This window comes from Mycobacterium sp. ZZG (genome assembly GCF_054786995.1).
In genome coordinates this window covers 68,957-86,332 of sequence record NZ_JBTBFV010000009.1, presented here as the reverse complement: position 1 = coordinate 86,332, position 17,376 = coordinate 68,957, and the positions used below count along the sequence as shown (strand labels likewise).

Below are 17,376 nucleotides of genomic sequence, written 5' to 3'. Positions count from 1 at the left end.
GCGCGGATCGGTCGGGGGTCGCGATGGCGGTAGTGCTGGCCTACACCGCCCCGGCGATCGGTCACCTGTTCCCGTTCTCGGCGCTGCTGCAGGAGATGTCGGCCCGCGGGCACGAGATCCACGTCCGCACCATGGCTTCCGGGATGGATCTGTGCCTGGGGCAGGGGTTCAAGGCCGCCCCGGTCGACCCGCGCATCGAGGCGCTGCAGAGCGCCGAGACCACGCGGGGCGTGCTTCGGTCGGCCCAGGACACCGTGCGGGTGCTCACCGAACGGGCAGCCCACGAGGTCGACGATGTCACCGACGCGGTGCGCGAGGTGGACCCCGACGTGATCCTGGTCGACGCGAACTGCTGGGGCGCGATGTCGGCCGCCGAGACCCAATCGCGTCCGTGGTTGGTGTTCTCGCCGTTCATCCCGTATCTGCGTTCACCGGGGTCGCCGCCGTTCGGGGCAGGTGCCCGCCCGTGGCCCGGCCCGCTGGGCGCCGTGCGCAATCTCGGTGTGGGTGCTGTCACCCGCTTCGTGTTCGACCGCCCCTTCCGCGCCGGAATGCGGCCGGTGCGTGCGGCATTGGGGTTGCCCGAGGTGCGCTCCGCCGACGAACTGCTGCGCCGCGCGCCGCGGGTGCTGGTGCCCACCGCCAGACCGTTCGAGTACCGGCACACCGACTGGGGCCCCACGGTGGATCTGATCGGCCCCGCGATCTTCGATCCGCCCGCCGACACTCCGGAGTGGCTCGACGACATCGACGAGCCGATCGTGCTGGTGACGACGTCGTCGGTGGGGCAGGCTGACCGCGCCCTGATCGCCGCGGCGATACACGCTTTCGAGGATGATCCCGTGCACGTGGTGGCGAGCCTGCCTGCCGAAGGCGGCGGGGGCCTGCTGCGCCGCGATCGCGGGGTCACGCTGACCCGGTTCGTCCCACATTCGCCGGTGCTCGACCGCGCGGTGTGCGTGGTCACCCACGGCGGCATGGGCGTCACGATGAAGGCTCTCAGCCGCGGGATACCGGTGTGCGCAGTGCCTTTCGGTCGTGACCAGTTCGAGGTGGCCCGCCGTATAGAGGTGGCACGGTGCGGGATCCGGTTGCCCGCGCGTCGACTCAGCGCGCCTCGGCTGCGCGCCGCGGTGAAGGCTGCGATGGCCATGTCCGACGGGGCCGCCGAGGTCGCCGCCGGCTTCACCGCGACGGGTGGGATGCGCCGCGGCGCCGACATCGTGGAGGCGCACGCGGTCCCGGTGTGACGGGTCACTCGCTGCGGGTGCGCTGATAGTGCCTGCGGGCCTTCATCCGGTTGCCGCAGATCGCCATCGAACACCAGCGCGCGGTGTTGGGCTTGCTGCGGTCGATCAGGAACAACCGGCACTCGGTGTTCGCGCATGGGCGCAACCGCCCGGGGCCGTGCTGCCGCAACCCGTCCCAGGCCAGCACCGCGCGCACCGCACCGGAGGCGTCGCCGCCGTCAAGTCGCCAGTGCACGCCGGAGCGGTCCGCCGTCGGGACCAGGCGGGCGTCGGCGAGGAACCGCTGCAGCACCATCGGGGTCCGCTCGCCGCGGACCACCGCCTGCAGGTGGGCGCGGGCGTCGGTCAGCTGGGTCCACTCGGCCCCGGTGGCGGGGACGCCGTGGTCACGCATCCACGACGACGCGGCCGCGAGATCGGGCAGCGCGTCGGTCGGCACGCCGTCGACGACCGGGGTGGTGTTGAGCAACGCCAGCAGGAACGCCTCGTCCTCCGGCGTGGTCGCGTACACATCCATCACTAACCTCCAAAAGCTTGTTGACAGGTTACAGGATCGGGCGTTGAATGCACCTAACCGGTAAAACCATTTAAGGAGTTAGCCATGATCGATGTGCATCACCGCTACGCCACCGTGGACGGCCGCCGGCTGTTCTACCGCGAGGCCGGGACGCCCGGGAACCCGGTGATCGTGCTGCTGCACGGCTTCCCGACGAGCTCGTTCATGTTCCGCAACCTGATCCCCGAGCTCGCCGACCGCTACCACGTGATCGCGCCCGACTACCTCGGCTTCGGCTACTCCGACGCACCCCCGGTCGAGGAATTCGACTACACCTTCGACGCATTGACCGACTCCGTGGCCGGCCTTCTCAGCCAACTTGGCGTCGACCGGTACGCGATCTACGTCCAGGACTACGGCGCGCCGGTCGGCTGGCGGCTGGCCCTGCGCGACCCGGAGGCCATCACCGCGATCGTCACCCAGAACGGCAACGGCTACGACGCCGGCTTCGTGGTCGACGGCTGGGTGCCCGTGTGGGACTACCAGCGCGAACAGACCCCCGAGACCGCGGCGGCGCTGCGCGAGATGCTGACCTTCGAGGCGACCAGGAGGCAGTACCTGGCCGGCGTGCCCGACGAGTCCGTCGTCAGCCCGGACACCTGGCACCACGACTACGCGTTGCTGTCGCGCCCCGGCAACGACGCGATCCAGCTCAAGCTGTTCCTCGACTACGCGACGAACCCGAAGATCTATCCCGCGCTGCACGACTACCTGCGCACCAGCGCGGTGCCGCTGCTCGCCGTGTGGGGTGACAAGGATCCGTTCTTCGGGCCCGACGGTGCCCGCGCGTTCGCCGACGACGCCGTCGACCCCGAGATCCACCTGCTCGACGGCGGCCACTTCCTGCTGGAGAGCGCCCTGACCCAGGCGATCGCGCTGATCCGCGACTTCCTGGCCCGCCGGCTGCCGTGATCCCGGAGCGCCCGTCGCCACCGGGCGATCATTCTCACCCCGCAAACACCAGTTGAAGCGTGCCGGGGTGGGGTAGAAGAGGCGGGTGAACGCTACGACGCCGGCGACCCCCAGCCGCGGATCGATCTACCGAAGCCATCTCCGGGCCTGCGCCACCGTTGCGCTGTGGTTCCTCGCGGTGTCCGCGGCCCTGTGGGTGCTGTCCTGGGTGGTTGGCAAGACCTGGGTGATCCTGCTGCCGGTGCTGCTGGCGCTGATCCTGTCGACCGTGCTGTGGCCGCCGGTGCGGTGGCTGCGCGGGAGGGGCGTGCCCGCGGCCGCGGCGGTGCTGCTCGCGCTGCTGGTTGCTCTCGGCGTGATCGTGGCCGTGATCGCGGCGGTGGCGCCGGCGATCATCGACCAGGCCACCGAGCTGGCCGAACAGGCCACCGCCGGTGTGGTGCAGGTGCGCGACTGGCTCGACGGCCCACCGCTGAACATCAGTGAAGCCCAGCTGAATTCGGCGGTCGAGGCCATCAACGACACGCTGAACAACAGCAGCGCGCAGATCGCGTCGGGGCTGTTCACCGGCGTGGGCGCGGCGACGTCGGCGCTCGTCACGCTGTTCACGACGGTGGTGGTCACGTTCTTCGTGCTCAAGGACGGTCCGGCGTTCATCCCGTGGCTGCGCCGCACGGTCGGAATGCCGGCTGCGCCGCACCTGGCCACGGTGCTGGAGCGGGTGTGGTCCACCCTCGGCGGGTTCATCCGGACTCAGGCGCTGGTCAGCCTGGTCGACGCGGTCCTGATCGGTATCGGGCTGGTGATCCTCGGCGTGCCGCTGGCCTACGCGTTGGCGATCATCACGTTCATCGGCGGCTTCGTGCCGATCGTCGGCGCGTTCGTCGCCGGCGGTCTGGCGGTGCTGGTCGCGCTGGTCGCCAACGGCCCGGTGAATGCGCTGATCGTGCTCGGCATCATCCTGGCGGTGCAGCAACTCGAGGGCAACGTGCTGCAGCCGTGGCTGCAGGCGAAGTCGATGAAGCTGCACGCGGCGATCGTGCTGCTGGCGGTCACGCTGGGCGCCTCGACGTTCGGTGTGATCGGCGCGTTCCTGGCCGTCCCGGTGGCCGCGGCGGTCGCGGTGGTGCTGCGGTACTACGACGAGCAGGTGGCCGCGGCCACGGGGGAGGACCGGCCTGCGCCCGACCGTGAGCCAGACGATGTCACCGCCGAGCCGGACGACGCCGACGAGCCGCCGAAATCGCATTCCACGCGCGCGAATTCGTGAGAACACCGCGCGGAATGCGATTTCGCCGCTGGGCAGGAACGCCGCTGAGCGATCGGGGTCAGCGCGCGAACATCAACGCGCGCTTGACCTCCTGGATCGCCTTGGTCACCTCGATGCCGCGTGGGCAGGCCTCGGTGCAGTTGAACGTGGTGCGGCAGCGCCACACTCCGTCGACGTCGTTGAGGATGTCGAGCCGCTCGGCGGCGGCCTCGTCACGCGAATCGAAGATGAAGCGGTGTGCGTTGACGATCGCGGCCGGTCCGAAGTAGGACCCTTCGCTCCAATAGACGGGGCACGAAGTGGTGCAGCACGCGCACAGGATGCACTTGGTGGTGTCGTCGTAGCGGGCGCGGTCGGTCTGGCTCTGGATTCGCTCGCGCGTCGGCTGATTGCCCGAGGTGATCAGGTACGGCTTGATCGCCTTGTAGGCGTCGAAGAACGGCTCCATGTCGACGACGAGGTCCTTCTCCACGGGCAGTCCGCGGATCGGCTCGATCGTGATGGTGAGCTGTTTCTTCGGGTTCTTCGGCAGCATGTCGCGCATCAGCACCTTGCACGCCAACCGGTTCACGCCGTTGATGCGCATCGCGTCCGAGCCGCACACCCCGTGCGCGCAGGACCGGCGGAACGTCAACGTGCCGTCCAGATACCACTTCACGTAGTGCAGCAGGTTCAGCAGCCGGTCGCTGGGCAGGCACGGCACGCGGAAGCTCTGCCAGCCGGCGTCATCGGGGGACTCCGGGTTGAACCGGGCGATCTTCAGAGTCACCATCACCGCGCCCTCGGGCACGGGGGGAGTGTCTTGCTTGTCCAGAACAGGCGCGCTCATCAGTACTTCCGTTCCATCGGCTCGTACCGCGTCATGACGACGGGCTTGTAGTCCAGGCGGATGTCACTCAGAAGGTCCGAACCCTCCTTGTAAGCCATCGTGTGCCGCATGTAGTTCGTGTCGTCGCGGTTGGGGTAGTCCTCGCGGGCGTGGCCGCCGCGAGATTCCTTGCGGTTCAACGCCCCGACGACGGTGACCTCGGCCAGCTCGAGCAGGAAGCCGAGCTCGATGGCCTCCAGCAGATCGCTGTTGTAGCGCTTACCCTTGTCCTGCACCGTGATCCGCGAGTAGCGCTCCTTGAGCGCGTGGATGTCGGTCAGCGCCTGCTTGAGCGTCTCTTCGGTGCGGAACACCGCGGCGTTGTTGTCCATCGACTGCTGCAGCGCGCCGCGGATGTCGGCGACGCGCTCGTTGCCGTGCTCGCTCAAGATGTCGCCGACCCAGCCGACCACCATCTCGGCCGGCTTGTCGGGCAGGTCGACGAAGTCGTGACCCAGGGCGTAGTTCGCCGCGGCGATCCCGGCGCGCCGGCCGAACACGTTGATGTCCAGCAGCGAGTTGGTGCCCAGACGGTTGGCGCCGTGCACCGACACGCACGCGCACTCGCCGGCGGCGTACAGACCCGGCACGATCGTGGTGTTGTCCGAGAGCACCTGGCCGTTGACCGTCGTCGGGATGCCGCCCATGACGTAGTGGCAGGTCGGGTAGACCGGCACCAGCTCCTTGACCGGATCCACGCCCAGGTAGGTGCGCGCGAACTCGGTGATGTCGGGCAGCTTGGCTTCCAATACGTCCTCGCCGAGGTGGCGCACGTCGATGTAGACGTAGTCCTTGTTCGGTCCGGCACCGCGGCCTTCGAGCACCTCCAGCACCATGGAGCGGGCGACGATGTCGCGCGGTGCCAGGTCGACGATCGTCGGCGCGTAACGCTCCATGAAGCGCTCACCCTCGCCGTTGAGCAACCGGCCGCCCTCGCCGCGCACGGCCTCGGAGATCAGGATGCCCAGCCCGGCCAGGCCGGTCGGATGGAACTGGTGGAACTCCATGTCCTCCAAGGGAAGTCCCTTGCGGAAGATGATGCCCAGCCCGTCGCCGGTCAGCGTGTGCGCGTTCGACGTGGTCTTGTACATCCGGCCCGACCCGCCGGTGGCGAACACGATCGCCTTGGCGTGGAAGACGTGGATGTCACCGGTGGCGAGCTCGTAGGCCACCACACCGGTGGCCACCGGGCCCGAGGCCGTCTCGGTCAGCGTGATGTCGAGGGCGTAGAACTCGTTGAAGAACTCGACGTCGTGCTTGACGCAGTTCTGGTACAGCGTCTGAAGGATCATGTGGCCGGTGCGGTCGGCGGCGTAACACGCGCGGCGCACCGGGGCCTTGCCGTGATCGCGGGTGTGCCCGCCGAAGCGGCGCTGGTCGATCCGGCCCTCGGGGGTGCGGTTGAACGGCATCCCCATCTTCTCCAGGTCCAGCACGGCGTCGATGGCCTCTTTGGCCATGATCTCGACCGCGTCCTGGTCGGCCAGGTAGTCGCCGCCCTTGACGGTGTCGAAGGTATGCCACTCCCAGTTGTCTTCCTCGACGTTGGCCAGGGCGGCGCACATGCCGCCCTGCGCCGCACCGGTGTGCGAGCGGGTCGGGTAGAGCTTGGTCAGCACGGCGGTCCGGACCCGGGGGCCGGCTTCCACGGCCGCCCGCATGCCTGCGCCGCCGGCGCCGACGATGACGACGTCGTAGCGGTGTTCAACAATCATGTGTCGCTCCCAGTCAGGAAATCGTCGCGTCGAACGTCAGCAGCACGTAGGTCCCCAGGACCAGCGTGAATGCCATCGACAGCGCCAGCAAGGTATTGAGCCAGAACTTGGTGGAGTCCTTGCGGGTGTAGTCGGCGATGATCGTGCGCATCCCGTTGCCGCCGTGCAGCTGGGCCAGCCACAGCAGCAGCAGGTCCCAGGTCTGCCAGAACGGCGACGACCAGCGCTCGGCGACGTAGTTGAAGTCGATGCGGTATACGCCGTCTTCCCACATCAGCATGATGAACAGGTGGCCGAGGGCCAGGAAGACGAGCACCACACCCGAGAACCGCATGAACAGCCAGGTGTATTTCTCGAAGTTGGGCATTCCGCCGCCGCGCCGCGCCGCGCGCGGGTTGTCCAGGCCCGCGGGGCGGTCGAAGCTGCGCTGCATGACGGGAGCCGGGCCGCCGCGCTCGGTGATGTGGTCGTACGGGTTCTCGGCCATCTTCTTTCCTGTACTCACAGGAACCTCTCCGCCATGTGCATACCTATCACTCCGACCGACGCGATGAACACGGCGATGAAGACGCCGGCGACCACCCACAGCATCTTGCGCTGGTGCCGCGGACCCTCCGACCAGAAATCGATGAGGATGATCCGGATGCCGTTGAGCGCGTGGTACAGCACGGCAGCGACGAGGCCGATCTCCATGAGCCCGATGATCGGGGTCTTGTAGGTCTCGATGATCTCGTTGTAGGCCTGCGGGCTGACCCGCACCAACGCGGTGTCGAGCACGTGCACGAAGAGGAAGAAGAAGATGGTGGCACCGGAGATGCGGTGCAGAACCCAGGACCACATGCCCGGGTCACCACGGTAGAAAGTGCGGCGACGCATCGGCTGTGATCGCGGTGCCGGTATGTCGGTATCGGCTGGTGTCGCCGTACTCATGTGACCCTCCAACGCCATCGGTGGACGTTCGAAGCTCGGTCCTGCTTGCCGGAGCCCCAAACCTCGGGGCGACTCTAATCCCCTACGTACTGTCAAACGAACTAGCGTGGGGGCGTATGCCCTGCTTCCAGGGTAGAAGTTAGGGTCGCCTATCTGGGACTTCGGGTCGCGGGACGGGGTGTTCGGAATTGATTCAGAGTCGGATCGGGCGGCGTGACGTGACGGCAGAGATCGACTGGAAGTTATTGCGCTGTAAAGCAATTGATGCCTCTGAGTATGCCTACGCGCCCTATTCGCGATTTCGCGTGGGAGCGGCCGCCCTCGTCGACGATCACCGGATGGTGGCCGGATGCAATGTGGAAAATGTCTCATATGGCCTAGGTCTCTGTGCCGAGTGCGCAGTGGTCTGCGCCCTACATTCCAGCGGTGGCGGACGGCTGGTCGCACTGTCCTGCGTAGGGCCCGACGGTGAGGTGCTGATGCCGTGCGGACGCTGCCGGCAGGTGCTGCTCGAGCACGGCGGCCCCGACATGCTCATCGACCATCCGCTCGGCCCGCGCCCGCTGCGCGAGTTGTTGCCCGACGCGTTCGGCCCCGACGATCTGGCCCGAAATCGCGTGCCCGCCGAGGAAACACCGTGACCGGCCTCACATTCGACGCGCCCAGCGTCATCCGGACCAAACGTGACGGCGGCGTCCTGTCCGACGCGGCGATCGACTGGGTGATCGACGCGTACACCCACGACCGGATCGCCGATGCGCAGATGTCGGCGCTGCTGATGGCGATCTTCCTGCGCGGCATGACCAACGCCGAGATCGCGCGCTGGACCGCCGCGATGATCGCCTCCGGGGAGCGGTTGGACTTCGGCGATCTGCGGCGTGACGGCCGGGCGCTGAAGCTGGTGGACAAACACTCCACCGGCGGTGTCGGGGACAAGATCACCATCCCGTTGGTGCCCGTGGTGATGGCGTGTGGAGGCGCGGTGCCCCAGGCCGCCGGGCGCGGGCTCGGCCACACCGGGGGCACCCTCGACAAATTGGAGTCCATCCCCGGTTTCACCGCCGAGATCTCCAAAGGCCGGATCCGCCAACAACTCTGCGACATCGGGGCGGCCATCTTCGCCGCCGGGGAGCTGGCGCCGGCCGATCGCAAGATCTACGCACTGCGCGACGTCACCGCGACCACCGAGTCGCTGCCGCTGATCGCGAGCTCGGTGATGAGCAAGAAGATCGCCGAGGGCACCCGCGCGCTGGTGCTCGACTCGAAGGTCGGGTCGGGGGCGTTCCTGGGCACCGAGGCCGAGTCGCGGGAGCTGGCCCGCACCATGGTCGAGCTTGGGGCCGAGCACGGTGTGCTGACCCGCGCGCTGTTGACCGACATGAACGCACCGCTGGGACGCGCCGTCGGCAACGCCGTCGAGGTCGTCGAATCCCTGGAGGTACTCGCCGGCGGCGGACCCGGCGACGTCGTCGAACTGACCCTGGCCCTGGCCCGCGAGATGTGCGACGCCGCCGGCCTGGACGCGGTCGACCCCGAGCAGACCCTGCGCGACGGCACCGCGATGGACCGGTTCCGAGAGTTGGTGGCCGCCCAGGGCGGGGACCCCGATGCGGCGTTGCCCTTGGGTGCGCATACCGAGACCGTCAGCGCGCCGGGCGGTGGCACCATGGGAGACATCGACGCGATGGCGGTGGGACTGGCGGTGTGGCGGCTCGGGGCGGGCCGCTCGGCGCCCGGTGAACGGGTGCAGTTCGGCGCCGGCATGCGCATCCACCGCAAGCCGGGTGAGTCCGTCGCCGCCGGCGCACCTTTGTTCACCTTGTACACCGACACTCCCGAGCGGCTCGCCGGCGCGCTGGCCGAGCTCGACGGGGCGTGGAGTGTCGGCGATCAGCCGCCGCCCGCGCGCCCGCTCATCATCGATCGGATCACCATGTAGGAGGTTCTGCCGTGACGACACCGTTGACGCTCGACCACATCCGGCGCGCACCCAAGGCGCTGTTGCACGACCACCTCGACGGCGGTCTGCGTCCGTCGACGGTGTTGGAGCTGGCCGAGCAGTACGGCTACGAGGACCTACCCGCCACCGACGTCGACAGCCTCGCCACGTTCTTCCACACCGCCGCGCACAGCGGCTCGCTGGTGCGCTACCTGGAGCCGTTCGCCCACACCGTCGGCGTCATGCAGACCCCGGACGCGCTGCAGCGCGTCGCCCGCGAATGCGTCGAGGACCTCGCGGCCGACAACGTCGTCTACGCCGAGGTCCGGTTCGCCCCCGAACTGCACATCGAGGCCGGGCTGTCCCTGGACGCCGTCGTCGACGCGGTGCTGGCCGGCTTCGCCGACGGCGAGAAGGCCGCCGCCGCCGACGGACGGACGATCACGGTGCGCTGCCTGGTGACCGCGATGCGTCATGCGGCCCGCTCTCGGGAGATCGCCGAGCTCGCGATCCGGTTCCGGGACAAGGGTGTCGTCGGCTTCGACATCGCCGGGGCGGAGGCCGGATATCCTCCCACCCGGCACCTGGACGCCTTCGAGTACATGCGAAGCAACAACGCGCGCTTCACGATTCACGCCGGCGAGGCGTTCGGTTTGCCGTCGATCCACGAGGCGATCGCGTTCTGCGGGGCCGATCGGCTGGGCCACGGTGTGCGCATCGTCGACGACATCGAGATCGACGCCGACGGCACCGCGAGGCTGGGCCGGCTCGCATCGCTGCTGCGGGACAAGCGGATTCCGTTCGAGATGTGCCCGAGTTCGAATGTGCAGACCGGTGCCGTCAAGAGCATCGCCGAGCACCCCTTCGACCGGCTGGCGCGGCTGCGCTTCCGGGTCACGGTCAACACCGACAACCGGTTGATCAGCGACACCTCGATGAGCCTGGAGATGCTGCGGCTGGTCGAGACGTTCGGCTACGGCTGGAGCGACCTGGAGCGCTTCACCATCAACGCGATGAAGTCGGCGTTCATCCCGTTCGACCAGCGGCTGGCGATCATCGACGAGGTGATCAAGCCGCGCTACGCCGTCCTGGTGGGGTAAGCCGAACTCACTCCTCGCGCAGGCGGGACTCCGCGAACGACTCCAGCGACTCCCACTGCGCCACCGCGTCGGCGTACGGTCCGCCCGGCCGGACCGTCTTCGGGTCGAGCACGTGGGCGATCACCCGGCCCAGCGCGGTGTCGGTGGAGAGCTTGGTCTGGACGCTGGTGTCTTCGGAGTAGTCGCCGATGTCGCGCAGCAGTTCGACGGCGAGCTCGAGCTGATCGTGGTCGAGCGCGTCGGGACCCTCGGCCAGGTCGTCGACGATCCCGGTCAGGACGTAGATGTTGTCATCGGTGACGTCGACCCGCAGCGAACCGTCGGTGGCCGCGGTGCGGATGTCGTCGTAGGTGGCCAAGTCGGACAGGTCGTGGTCGTGTTCGTCGGCCAGGTAGCGGGCCAGTGTCCGCTCGGACGGGAACACGCTGATGCGGCCGTTGCGGCCGAGGAAGATCGGGTGGTCGTTCAGATAGCAGCGCAGCGTGAAGAACGTGCCGCGGCTGGTCATGATCCGGACCGGATCGATACCGACCCGCGACCAGAAATCCTTGTCGCTGCCGAGCACCTTGGTCGCGGCCTCGGCGGCCAGCGAGTCGGCCTCCTCGTCGGTGTCGACCACATCGTCGATGACGAGGTCGTCCTCGTCGGGCTCCGGAGCCGGCTCGTCGAGTTCGGCCTGGGCCTTCGCCACGGCGGCGCTGTCCACCTCGGGGATCGTGATGATCGCGTCGAGCGCCTCGATCACGTTGTCCCAGCTCTTGGCGATGATCTTCTCGATCTCCGCCCAGCGCTTGCGGCCGGCACGGCCCGCGAACGCCTCCACGCCGCCGCCGACGGTGCCCAGCACGGGGTTGCCGTTGAAGAACTTCGTCACCGCGGGCAGTTCACACACCGAACCCATCGACGACACCACCGCGAGCGCGCCGTGCAATGCGCGCACGCTGTCCTCGGTCGGCTTCTTGGAGAGCAGTTCCTCCAGGACCACCAGGTCGTGGGTGTTCTCATCGGTCGGCGCTAGCCGGTGGGCGTTGGCCTCGGTCAGCTTCTGCCACGCCGGGTGGTCGACGAGGTCGTTGTCGGTGCTGGTACGCACGAAAGCCGCCAGGTCGGCCACTGATTCCAGGACATAGAGGTCCTCGTCTTTACCGAGGAAGGCCTCCCACTCGTCGCCGTCGGCACGCCACCGCGGCGCCCACAGCGTGTACACGTCGCCCTTGGTCAACGTCAGTCCGATCGGCACGATGTCAGCAGCCATGCGGCACAGCCTAACGACCTGGCCCGGAGGCATCGTGGGCATGGCCGTGCTTAACCCCGGGCGTGGCCCACCGTTGCCGTACCGCAACCCGTTCGTCGCTTGGGATGTTGGTCAAGCCTGCCATGATCGCCGGGTGATCAGACTGGGCCTACACGGCCTCGGCATCGGCGCCGGTGCGCAGCGCACCGTGATCGATGCGGTGGCGGCCGCGGCCGAGCGGTCGGGATTCGCGACGCTGTGGGTGGGGCAGCGGGTGGTGATGCCCGGGGATCCGCGGTCACAGCGCCCCTACCGCGACGACGGGGCGATCGAACTGGCCCCGCAGACCGACTGGCTGGACCCGATGGTCGCCCTCAGCTTCGCCGCGGCGGCGACCAACCGGATCGAGTTGGCGACCGGGGTGCTCCTGCTGCCGGAGCACAACCCGGTGATCACCGCCAAGCAGGCCGCGTCGCTGGACCGCATGACCGGTGGGCGGCTGTCGCTGGGCGTCGGGATCGGGCGGTCGAAAGCCGAGTACGACGCGCTCGGGGTGCCGTTCGAGGGCCGGGCGGACCGGTTGGCAGAGTACGTCGCGGCAATGCGCACCCTGTGGCGCGACGACGTCGCGTCCTTCTCCGGACGGTATGTGGCCTTCGACCGGGTGTGCGTCAACCCCAAGCCGCACGGCCGGTCGATCCCGATCATGCTGGGCGGCAACTCCGATGCGACGCTGCGTCGGGTCGCCGAGTGGGGCGACGGTTGGTACGGCTTCAACCTCGCCGACGTCGAGGAGGCGGCGTCACGGGTGTCGAAGCTGCGCGCGCTCTGCCGAGAGATGGGCCGTGACCCGACCGATCTGAAGGTGGCGGTCGCCCTGCGGGATCCGGTGCCTGCCGACGCGGGCCGGCTGGCCGACGCGGGCATCGACGAGTTGGTCCTGGTGGCCGGCCCGCCCGCGGACCCGATCGCCGCGGAGGCCTGGATCTCCGAGCTGGCCGGCAGATGGATGCGGGTACGCACCTGAGCGCGCGCCCAGATCGCGTCTGTCGGAGAAGGGTCGGGTCAGGACCGCGTGGACTGGAGTTTCGGCGATGCCGGCCGCGGTCGCGCCGTGGCTGCGGGCACCGGGTCAAACGCGGCCGGATCCTCCATGTACTCGCGGAAGACCCGTGCCATGGTGGCCGCCTGGTAGCCGTCGACGAATCGGTGGTCGAGCGTCATCGTCATCGGCAGCACCTGGCGGACCACGGGCTGACCGTCGCGGGCCACCACCTTGTCGATCACGCCGCCCACCACGATCACGAACGGCACGTGGCAGAACGTCGGCACCGGCGCGGCGGCGGTCTCCAGACCGTAGGTGCCGACATTGCTGACCAGGACGGAGCCGTAGGGGCGCGCCTCCAGCCCGAGCAGGGGTAGGGGTAACTGCAAGGTCTCGGTGACGAAGCCGATGCCGTCCATCATCCGGCGCAGGGCCAGCGGCGGCACCAGCTGGGCGATCGTCTTCGCCCGCTTGAACTGGGGATCGTCACCGTGCCGGATCCGCGCAGCGCGGTCGGCGAGTTCGCGGGCGACGGTCCACGGGGGCTTCTCGTCGATCCGCCGCACCACCGCCCCCGACAGGTCGGTCGCGGACGCCTCGACTCCCGCGACCGGATCGGAGCGCAGGGACACGACGAAGAAGCAGTCGATGGTCGGCGACGGCAGGAAGCTGCCGAATGCCACCCGGCCGTTGAGTCCCGGCAGCGCCACGAACACCTTGGCGGCGGCCCGGCCGACCAGGTGCATCGGGGTGATGTGCTCGCCCGTGGCGGCGCGGACCTCGCCGATGTACTCCTCGAGCCGGGTCGCTTCGACGTCCATCGTGGCCGAGATGATCGGGTCCGTCCGGGGCCGCCACGTGGCCATGGCGATCTTGCGCCACACGGAAAACGGGACCGACGACGTCGTCCCGAGCAGCGCTCCGATCATCGCCGATCCCCTTTCCCTCACGGGCCCCGACGGGAACTGCCGTCTGGGCCGGCGCGGTCAATTGTCAGAACGCGGCCCGCCTCGAGGCCAGAGCACAAGGTCACTTCGGGAGAACCGGGACGCGGTCGCTTCACCGACGGCTGCGCCGAGAGTCGGGACCTTTTCCTCTGTGGAGAGCACCGGCCCTGCGCGAGGATCTGGGCACGGCCGTGCGGGCGTGTCGTCAGCTGTGAACAGGGGTGTGCCATGTCGATGCCGAAGCCGACGGATGGCCGGGGTGTGGCGGTCGCCGGCATCCTGGGTGCCGCCGTGCTGGCTGCGCTGCTGCTGGTCCCGGGCCTGCGTCTCGGCGCCGACCGGCCGTGGCTGGGCGCGGTGGTGATCGTCGTCCCGACGGCGGCGCTGTTGGCCGCGAGCGGGTATCGGCACTACGGGCGCGGCCGCGCGGTCGCGGTCGCGCTGGCGGTGACGGTGATCGCCGGCGCGGTGAGCTGGCTGGTCGCGGTGTTCACCTTGGTCAAGGCGCTCAGCGGATCAGGGGTGGGGCTGGTGTGGGCGATCCTGCTGTTCCTCACCCCCGCGGTGTCGGTGGCGGCGCTCGGCGCGCTGGCGCTGCGCGTCGTCCCGGCCCAACCGCCCGGCGTCGTGGCCGACGACGCGCATCGACGCAGCGGCGCACCCCGATGACCGGGACGCAGACGGGCGCCGCTGCGGTCTCGGACCGCCGGCCGAGCGGCGCGGGCGCGCCTGACGCCCACCGGATCGCCGAGGTCGACACCGTCGTCGATGTCGCCGCTGCCGCCGCCCGCCAGTACCGCACGCTCGATCAGAAGCAGGTCGACGCGATCGTCGAGGCGATGGTGCGCGCCGGACTGCGGGCCGCCGCCGAACTGGCCGCGCTGGCGATCGAGGAGACCGGGTTCGGTGTCTTCGAGGACAAGGTCGTCAAGAACTACGTGGCGACCGAGTTCCTGCACGACTACCTGCGGGACAAGAAGTCGGTCGGCGTCATCGACGAAGACGTGGAGAACAACATCCGCTACATCGCCGAACCCATCGGTGTGGTGCTGGCGATCACCCCGGTGACCAACCCGACGTCGACCGTGTTGTTCAAGGCGATCGTCGCGGCCAAGACCCGCAACGCGGTGCTGTTCCGTCCGTCGCCGTACGCGACGCGCTGCTGCGAACGCAGCGTCGAGATCCTGCGTGAGGCCGCTGAGGCCGCCGGAATGCCGCGCGGGGCGCTGCAGGTGATCCCGGATGCCGCGCACGAGGTGACGCACCACCTGTTCGAACATCCGAAGGTGGACTTCGTCTGGGGACCGGCGGACCGAAGATCGTCGCGCTCGCCAACGCCTCCGGCAAGCCGGGCCTCAGCGTCGGACCCGGCAACGCGCCCATCTACATTCACGAGACGGCTGACGTCAAGGGCGCCGTCGTCGACATCCTGATCTCGAAAACCTTTGACTCGTCGGTGATCTGCCCCGCCGAGCAGACCTGCATCATCGACGACGCCGTCTATGACGACACCATCGCCGAGTTCGAGCGGATGGGTGCTCGCCTGCTCACCGACGACGAGACCGCAAAGGTGGCCGACTTCGCGTTCGGCTGCGGCGACAAGATCTCGCTGGAGGCTGTCGGGCAGAAGGCGTCGGAGCTGGCGGCCCGCGCCGGGTTCACCGTGCCCCCGACCGTGAAAGTTCTTCTGGCGCAATTACCGTCGGATCTCGCGGAGCTCGACGCACATCCGCTGGTGTCCGAGAAGCTGATGCCGGTGCTGGGGGTGGTGCGCGCGCGCAGTGTGCAGCACGCCATCGACGCCGCGGTGCTGGTCACCGAGCACGGCGGACTGGGGCACACGTCGGCGATCTACGCGGCCGACGACGACGTCGTCGAACGGTACGGTCTGGCCGTCCGCACCGGGCGCATCCTGGTGAACGCGCCCACGGCGGTCGGCGCGCTCGGAGGCATCTACAACAACCTGACGCCCACCTTCTCGCTGGGTTGCGGAACCGGGGGCGGCTCGAGCACCACCGAGAACGTCAACTACCGGCAGCTGCTCAACATCAAGACGCTGGCGCACCGGCGGACCCCGCCGCAGTGGTTTCGGGTGCCGTCGAACACCTACTTCAACGAGGGCGCGCTGGACAACCTGCGCGACCTCGACTGCGAGACCGCCGTGGTGGTCACCGACGCGCTGAGTGAGCAACGCGGCGTGGTGGACCAGGTGCGCGGCAAGCTGCGTACCCATCACGTGCAGGTGTTCACCGAGGTGACACCCGAACCGGACGAGGCGTCGATCCGCCGCGGTGTCGCGTTCCTGCAGCGGTCCGAGCCCGATGTGGTGATCGCCGTGGGCGGCGGTTCGGTGCTCGACGCGGCAAAGGCGATGCGGTTGTTCTACGAACATCCCGAGATGGATCTCGACGAGCTGACGATGCCGTTCCTCGATCCCCGCAAGCGGGTGGCGGACTTCCCGAAGGATCGGCACCGCATCCAGCTGGTGGCCATCCCGACGACGTCGGGCACCGGGTCTGAGGTGTCGCCGGCGGCGGTGCTGACGGTGCAGGGGCGGAAGGAGACGCTCGTCGATTACAGCCTGGTGCCCGACCTTGCGATCGTCGACCCGGTCCTGACGTCATCGATGCCCCCGGCGCTCACGGCCGACACGGGCATCGACGCGCTGACCCACGCGCTGGAAGCGGTGATCTCGATCTTCGCGTCCAGCTACACCGACGCGCTGTGCGCGCAGGCGGTGCGGCTGATCTTCGGCGCGCTGCCGCGGGCCTACGACGATCCCGGTGATCTGGCGGCGCGGACCGACATGTCCAACGCCGCAACGCTTGCCGGTCTGGCGTTCTCGAACGCTTTCGTCGGCACCAACCATGCGCTGGCCCACGCCGTCGGTGCCCGATTCGGCATCGCGCACGGGCGGGCCAACGGGATCTTCCTGCCCCATGTGATGCGCTACAACTCGAGCCTGCCGAGCAAGTTCATGCCCGCGCCCGGCTACTCGGCGTACGTGGTGCCCGAAAAGTATGCCCAGATCGGTCAATTGGTGTTCGGCGGTCACGAGCCGGAGGACAGCATGCAGCGGCTCTTCGCCGCCGTCGAAGATCTCCTGGACCGGCTCGACATGCCACGCTCGTTGAAGGAGTACGGGGTGCCGGAGGACGAATTCCTTGCCGTGCTTCCAGAACTCGCAATGACGGCGTTCGAGGACCTGAGCAATCGCACCAACCCCCGGATGCCGCTGGTCGAGGAAATCACGGCGCTGCTGAGGCTGGGCTACTACGGCGACTAGGGGATTGACCCATCCGGGCTGCGGAAGAAGCTGTCGTGAGCGAGCACATAGAGCGGCCGTTCGTAGCCGCACTTCTGGTAGTAGTCGACGGCGAACACCGACAGGCCGAAGTTCATCAGGCCGCCGGAGTGGTTCGACACCGGCCTTGGAACGCAAACTCTTTCGGACAGACATCCTGCCGGTGTCGATCGGCTTTCCGTTCGGCTTGAGTGTGGTGGCCGGCGGTCCGAGTGCTAGTACCTGACGCGCGGCTGAACGCGAGTTTGCACTCAGGGTCGTGGTGAGTAGATCACGGCCGTCAGAGCAATCTCGCGTTCAGCTTCG

The 17,376-nt window shown here is 68.5% G+C and carries 16 protein-coding genes and 1 pseudogene; 9 read left to right on the top strand and 8 right to left on the bottom strand.

Features of this window, described 5'->3' with window-relative positions:
• Positions 1-23 precede the first annotated feature (23 nt).
• Positions 24-1,250: a glycosyltransferase gene (locus ACXMYJ_RS08170; RefSeq protein WP_460355289.1), complete on the top strand. Its 1,227-nt coding sequence runs from the start codon at positions 24-26 to the stop codon at positions 1,248-1,250.
• A 4-nt stretch (positions 1,251-1,254) separates the two neighbouring features.
• Here the strand turns inward: ACXMYJ_RS08170 and ACXMYJ_RS08165 are convergent, their stop codons facing one another.
• Positions 1,255-1,767 carry a CGNR zinc finger domain-containing protein gene (locus ACXMYJ_RS08165; protein WP_460355286.1) on the bottom strand — a complete coding sequence of 171 codons (513 nt, stop codon included), beginning with the start codon at positions 1,765-1,767 and terminating at the stop codon, positions 1,255-1,257.
• 84 nt (positions 1,768-1,851) lie between these two features.
• Here ACXMYJ_RS08165 and ACXMYJ_RS08160 point away from each other — a divergent pair, with 84 nt between their 5' ends.
• Positions 1,852-2,718, top strand: coding sequence for an alpha/beta fold hydrolase (locus tag ACXMYJ_RS08160; RefSeq protein WP_460355283.1), 867 nt, complete (start codon positions 1,852-1,854; stop codon positions 2,716-2,718).
• Between the two features lie 85 nt (positions 2,719-2,803).
• Positions 2,804-3,988 carry an AI-2E family transporter gene (locus ACXMYJ_RS08155; RefSeq protein ID WP_460355280.1) on the top strand — a complete coding sequence of 395 codons (1,185 nt, stop codon included), beginning with the start codon at positions 2,804-2,806 and terminating at the stop codon, positions 3,986-3,988.
• Between the two features lie 58 nt (positions 3,989-4,046).
• Here ACXMYJ_RS08155 and ACXMYJ_RS08150 read toward each other — a convergent pair whose 3' ends face one another.
• The 4 genes from ACXMYJ_RS08150 to sdhC are packed head-to-tail and all read right to left on the bottom strand — an operon-like array spanning position 4,047 to position 7,501.
• Positions 4,047-4,817 carry a succinate dehydrogenase iron-sulfur subunit gene (locus ACXMYJ_RS08150; protein ID WP_260757566.1) on the bottom strand — a complete coding sequence of 257 codons (771 nt, stop codon included), beginning with the start codon at positions 4,815-4,817 and terminating at the stop codon, positions 4,047-4,049.
• On the bottom strand, positions 4,817-6,571 hold the full coding sequence (sdhA, locus tag ACXMYJ_RS08145) for a succinate dehydrogenase flavoprotein subunit (RefSeq protein WP_260757567.1): 1,755 nt from the start codon (positions 6,569-6,571) through the stop codon (positions 4,817-4,819). The genes ACXMYJ_RS08150 and sdhA overlap by 1 nt, the downstream gene beginning before the upstream one ends.
• A gap of 13 nt (positions 6,572-6,584) precedes the next feature.
• Positions 6,585-7,058, bottom strand: coding sequence for a succinate dehydrogenase hydrophobic membrane anchor subunit (locus tag ACXMYJ_RS08140; RefSeq protein ID WP_260757976.1), 474 nt, complete (start codon positions 7,056-7,058; stop codon positions 6,585-6,587).
• Between the two features lie 14 nt (positions 7,059-7,072).
• Positions 7,073-7,501: a succinate dehydrogenase, cytochrome b556 subunit gene (sdhC, locus tag ACXMYJ_RS08135; RefSeq protein ID WP_260757568.1), complete on the bottom strand. Its 429-nt coding sequence runs from the start codon at positions 7,499-7,501 to the stop codon at positions 7,073-7,075.
• A 218-nt stretch (positions 7,502-7,719) separates the two neighbouring features.
• On the opposite strand from sdhC, the gene ACXMYJ_RS08130 reads away from it, so the two are divergent.
• Genes ACXMYJ_RS08130 through ACXMYJ_RS08120 form a run of 3 tightly spaced genes read left to right on the top strand, consistent with a single transcriptional unit; the run spans position 7,720 to position 10,540 of the window.
• Complete coding sequence (locus tag ACXMYJ_RS08130; RefSeq protein ID WP_460355276.1) at positions 7,720-8,142, top strand: cytidine deaminase; 423 nt, start codon at positions 7,720-7,722, stop codon at positions 8,140-8,142.
• Positions 8,139-9,440 (top strand): thymidine phosphorylase, encoded by a 1,302-nt coding sequence (locus tag ACXMYJ_RS08125; protein WP_460355274.1) that lies wholly within the window; start codon positions 8,139-8,141, stop codon positions 9,438-9,440. Before ACXMYJ_RS08130 ends, ACXMYJ_RS08125 begins: the two co-directional genes overlap by 4 nt.
• Positions 9,441-9,451: 11 nt before the next feature.
• Positions 9,452-10,540: an adenosine deaminase gene (locus ACXMYJ_RS08120; RefSeq protein WP_260757572.1), complete on the top strand. Its 1,089-nt coding sequence runs from the start codon at positions 9,452-9,454 to the stop codon at positions 10,538-10,540.
• Between the two features lie 7 nt (positions 10,541-10,547).
• Here ACXMYJ_RS08120 and satS read toward each other — a convergent pair whose 3' ends face one another.
• Positions 10,548-11,795: a protein export chaperone SatS gene (satS, locus tag ACXMYJ_RS08115; protein ID WP_260757573.1), complete on the bottom strand. Its 1,248-nt coding sequence runs from the start codon at positions 11,793-11,795 to the stop codon at positions 10,548-10,550.
• 136 nt (positions 11,796-11,931) lie between these two features.
• Here satS and ACXMYJ_RS08110 point away from each other — a divergent pair, with 136 nt between their 5' ends.
• Positions 11,932-12,801, top strand: a complete 870-nt coding sequence (locus ACXMYJ_RS08110) for an LLM class F420-dependent oxidoreductase (protein WP_460355337.1) — start codon at positions 11,932-11,934, stop codon at positions 12,799-12,801.
• Between the two features lie 38 nt (positions 12,802-12,839).
• Here ACXMYJ_RS08110 and ACXMYJ_RS08105 read toward each other — a convergent pair whose 3' ends face one another.
• Positions 12,840-13,748: a 2-oxo acid dehydrogenase subunit E2 gene (locus ACXMYJ_RS08105; protein WP_460355270.1), complete on the bottom strand. Its 909-nt coding sequence runs from the start codon at positions 13,746-13,748 to the stop codon at positions 12,840-12,842.
• 246 nt (positions 13,749-13,994) lie between these two features.
• Here ACXMYJ_RS08105 and ACXMYJ_RS08100 point away from each other — a divergent pair, with 246 nt between their 5' ends.
• The gene (locus ACXMYJ_RS08100; RefSeq protein ID WP_460355268.1) at positions 13,995-14,435 is read left to right on the top strand and encodes a hypothetical protein; all 441 of its coding nucleotides are present in this window, start codon (positions 13,995-13,997) and stop codon (positions 14,433-14,435) included.
• Positions 14,432-17,052 (top strand): annotated as a pseudogene (adhE, locus tag ACXMYJ_RS08095) (bifunctional acetaldehyde-CoA/alcohol dehydrogenase). The gene ACXMYJ_RS08100 and the pseudogene adhE overlap by 4 nt, the downstream one beginning before the upstream one ends.
• Here adhE and ACXMYJ_RS08090 read toward each other — a convergent pair.
• The gene (locus tag ACXMYJ_RS08090) at positions 17,049-17,192 is read right to left on the bottom strand and encodes a hypothetical protein (RefSeq protein WP_460355265.1); all 144 of its coding nucleotides are present in this window, start codon (positions 17,190-17,192) and stop codon (positions 17,049-17,051) included. The pseudogene adhE and the gene ACXMYJ_RS08090 sit on opposite strands and share 4 nt — an antisense overlap.
• Positions 17,193-17,376: the final 184 nt, after the last annotated feature.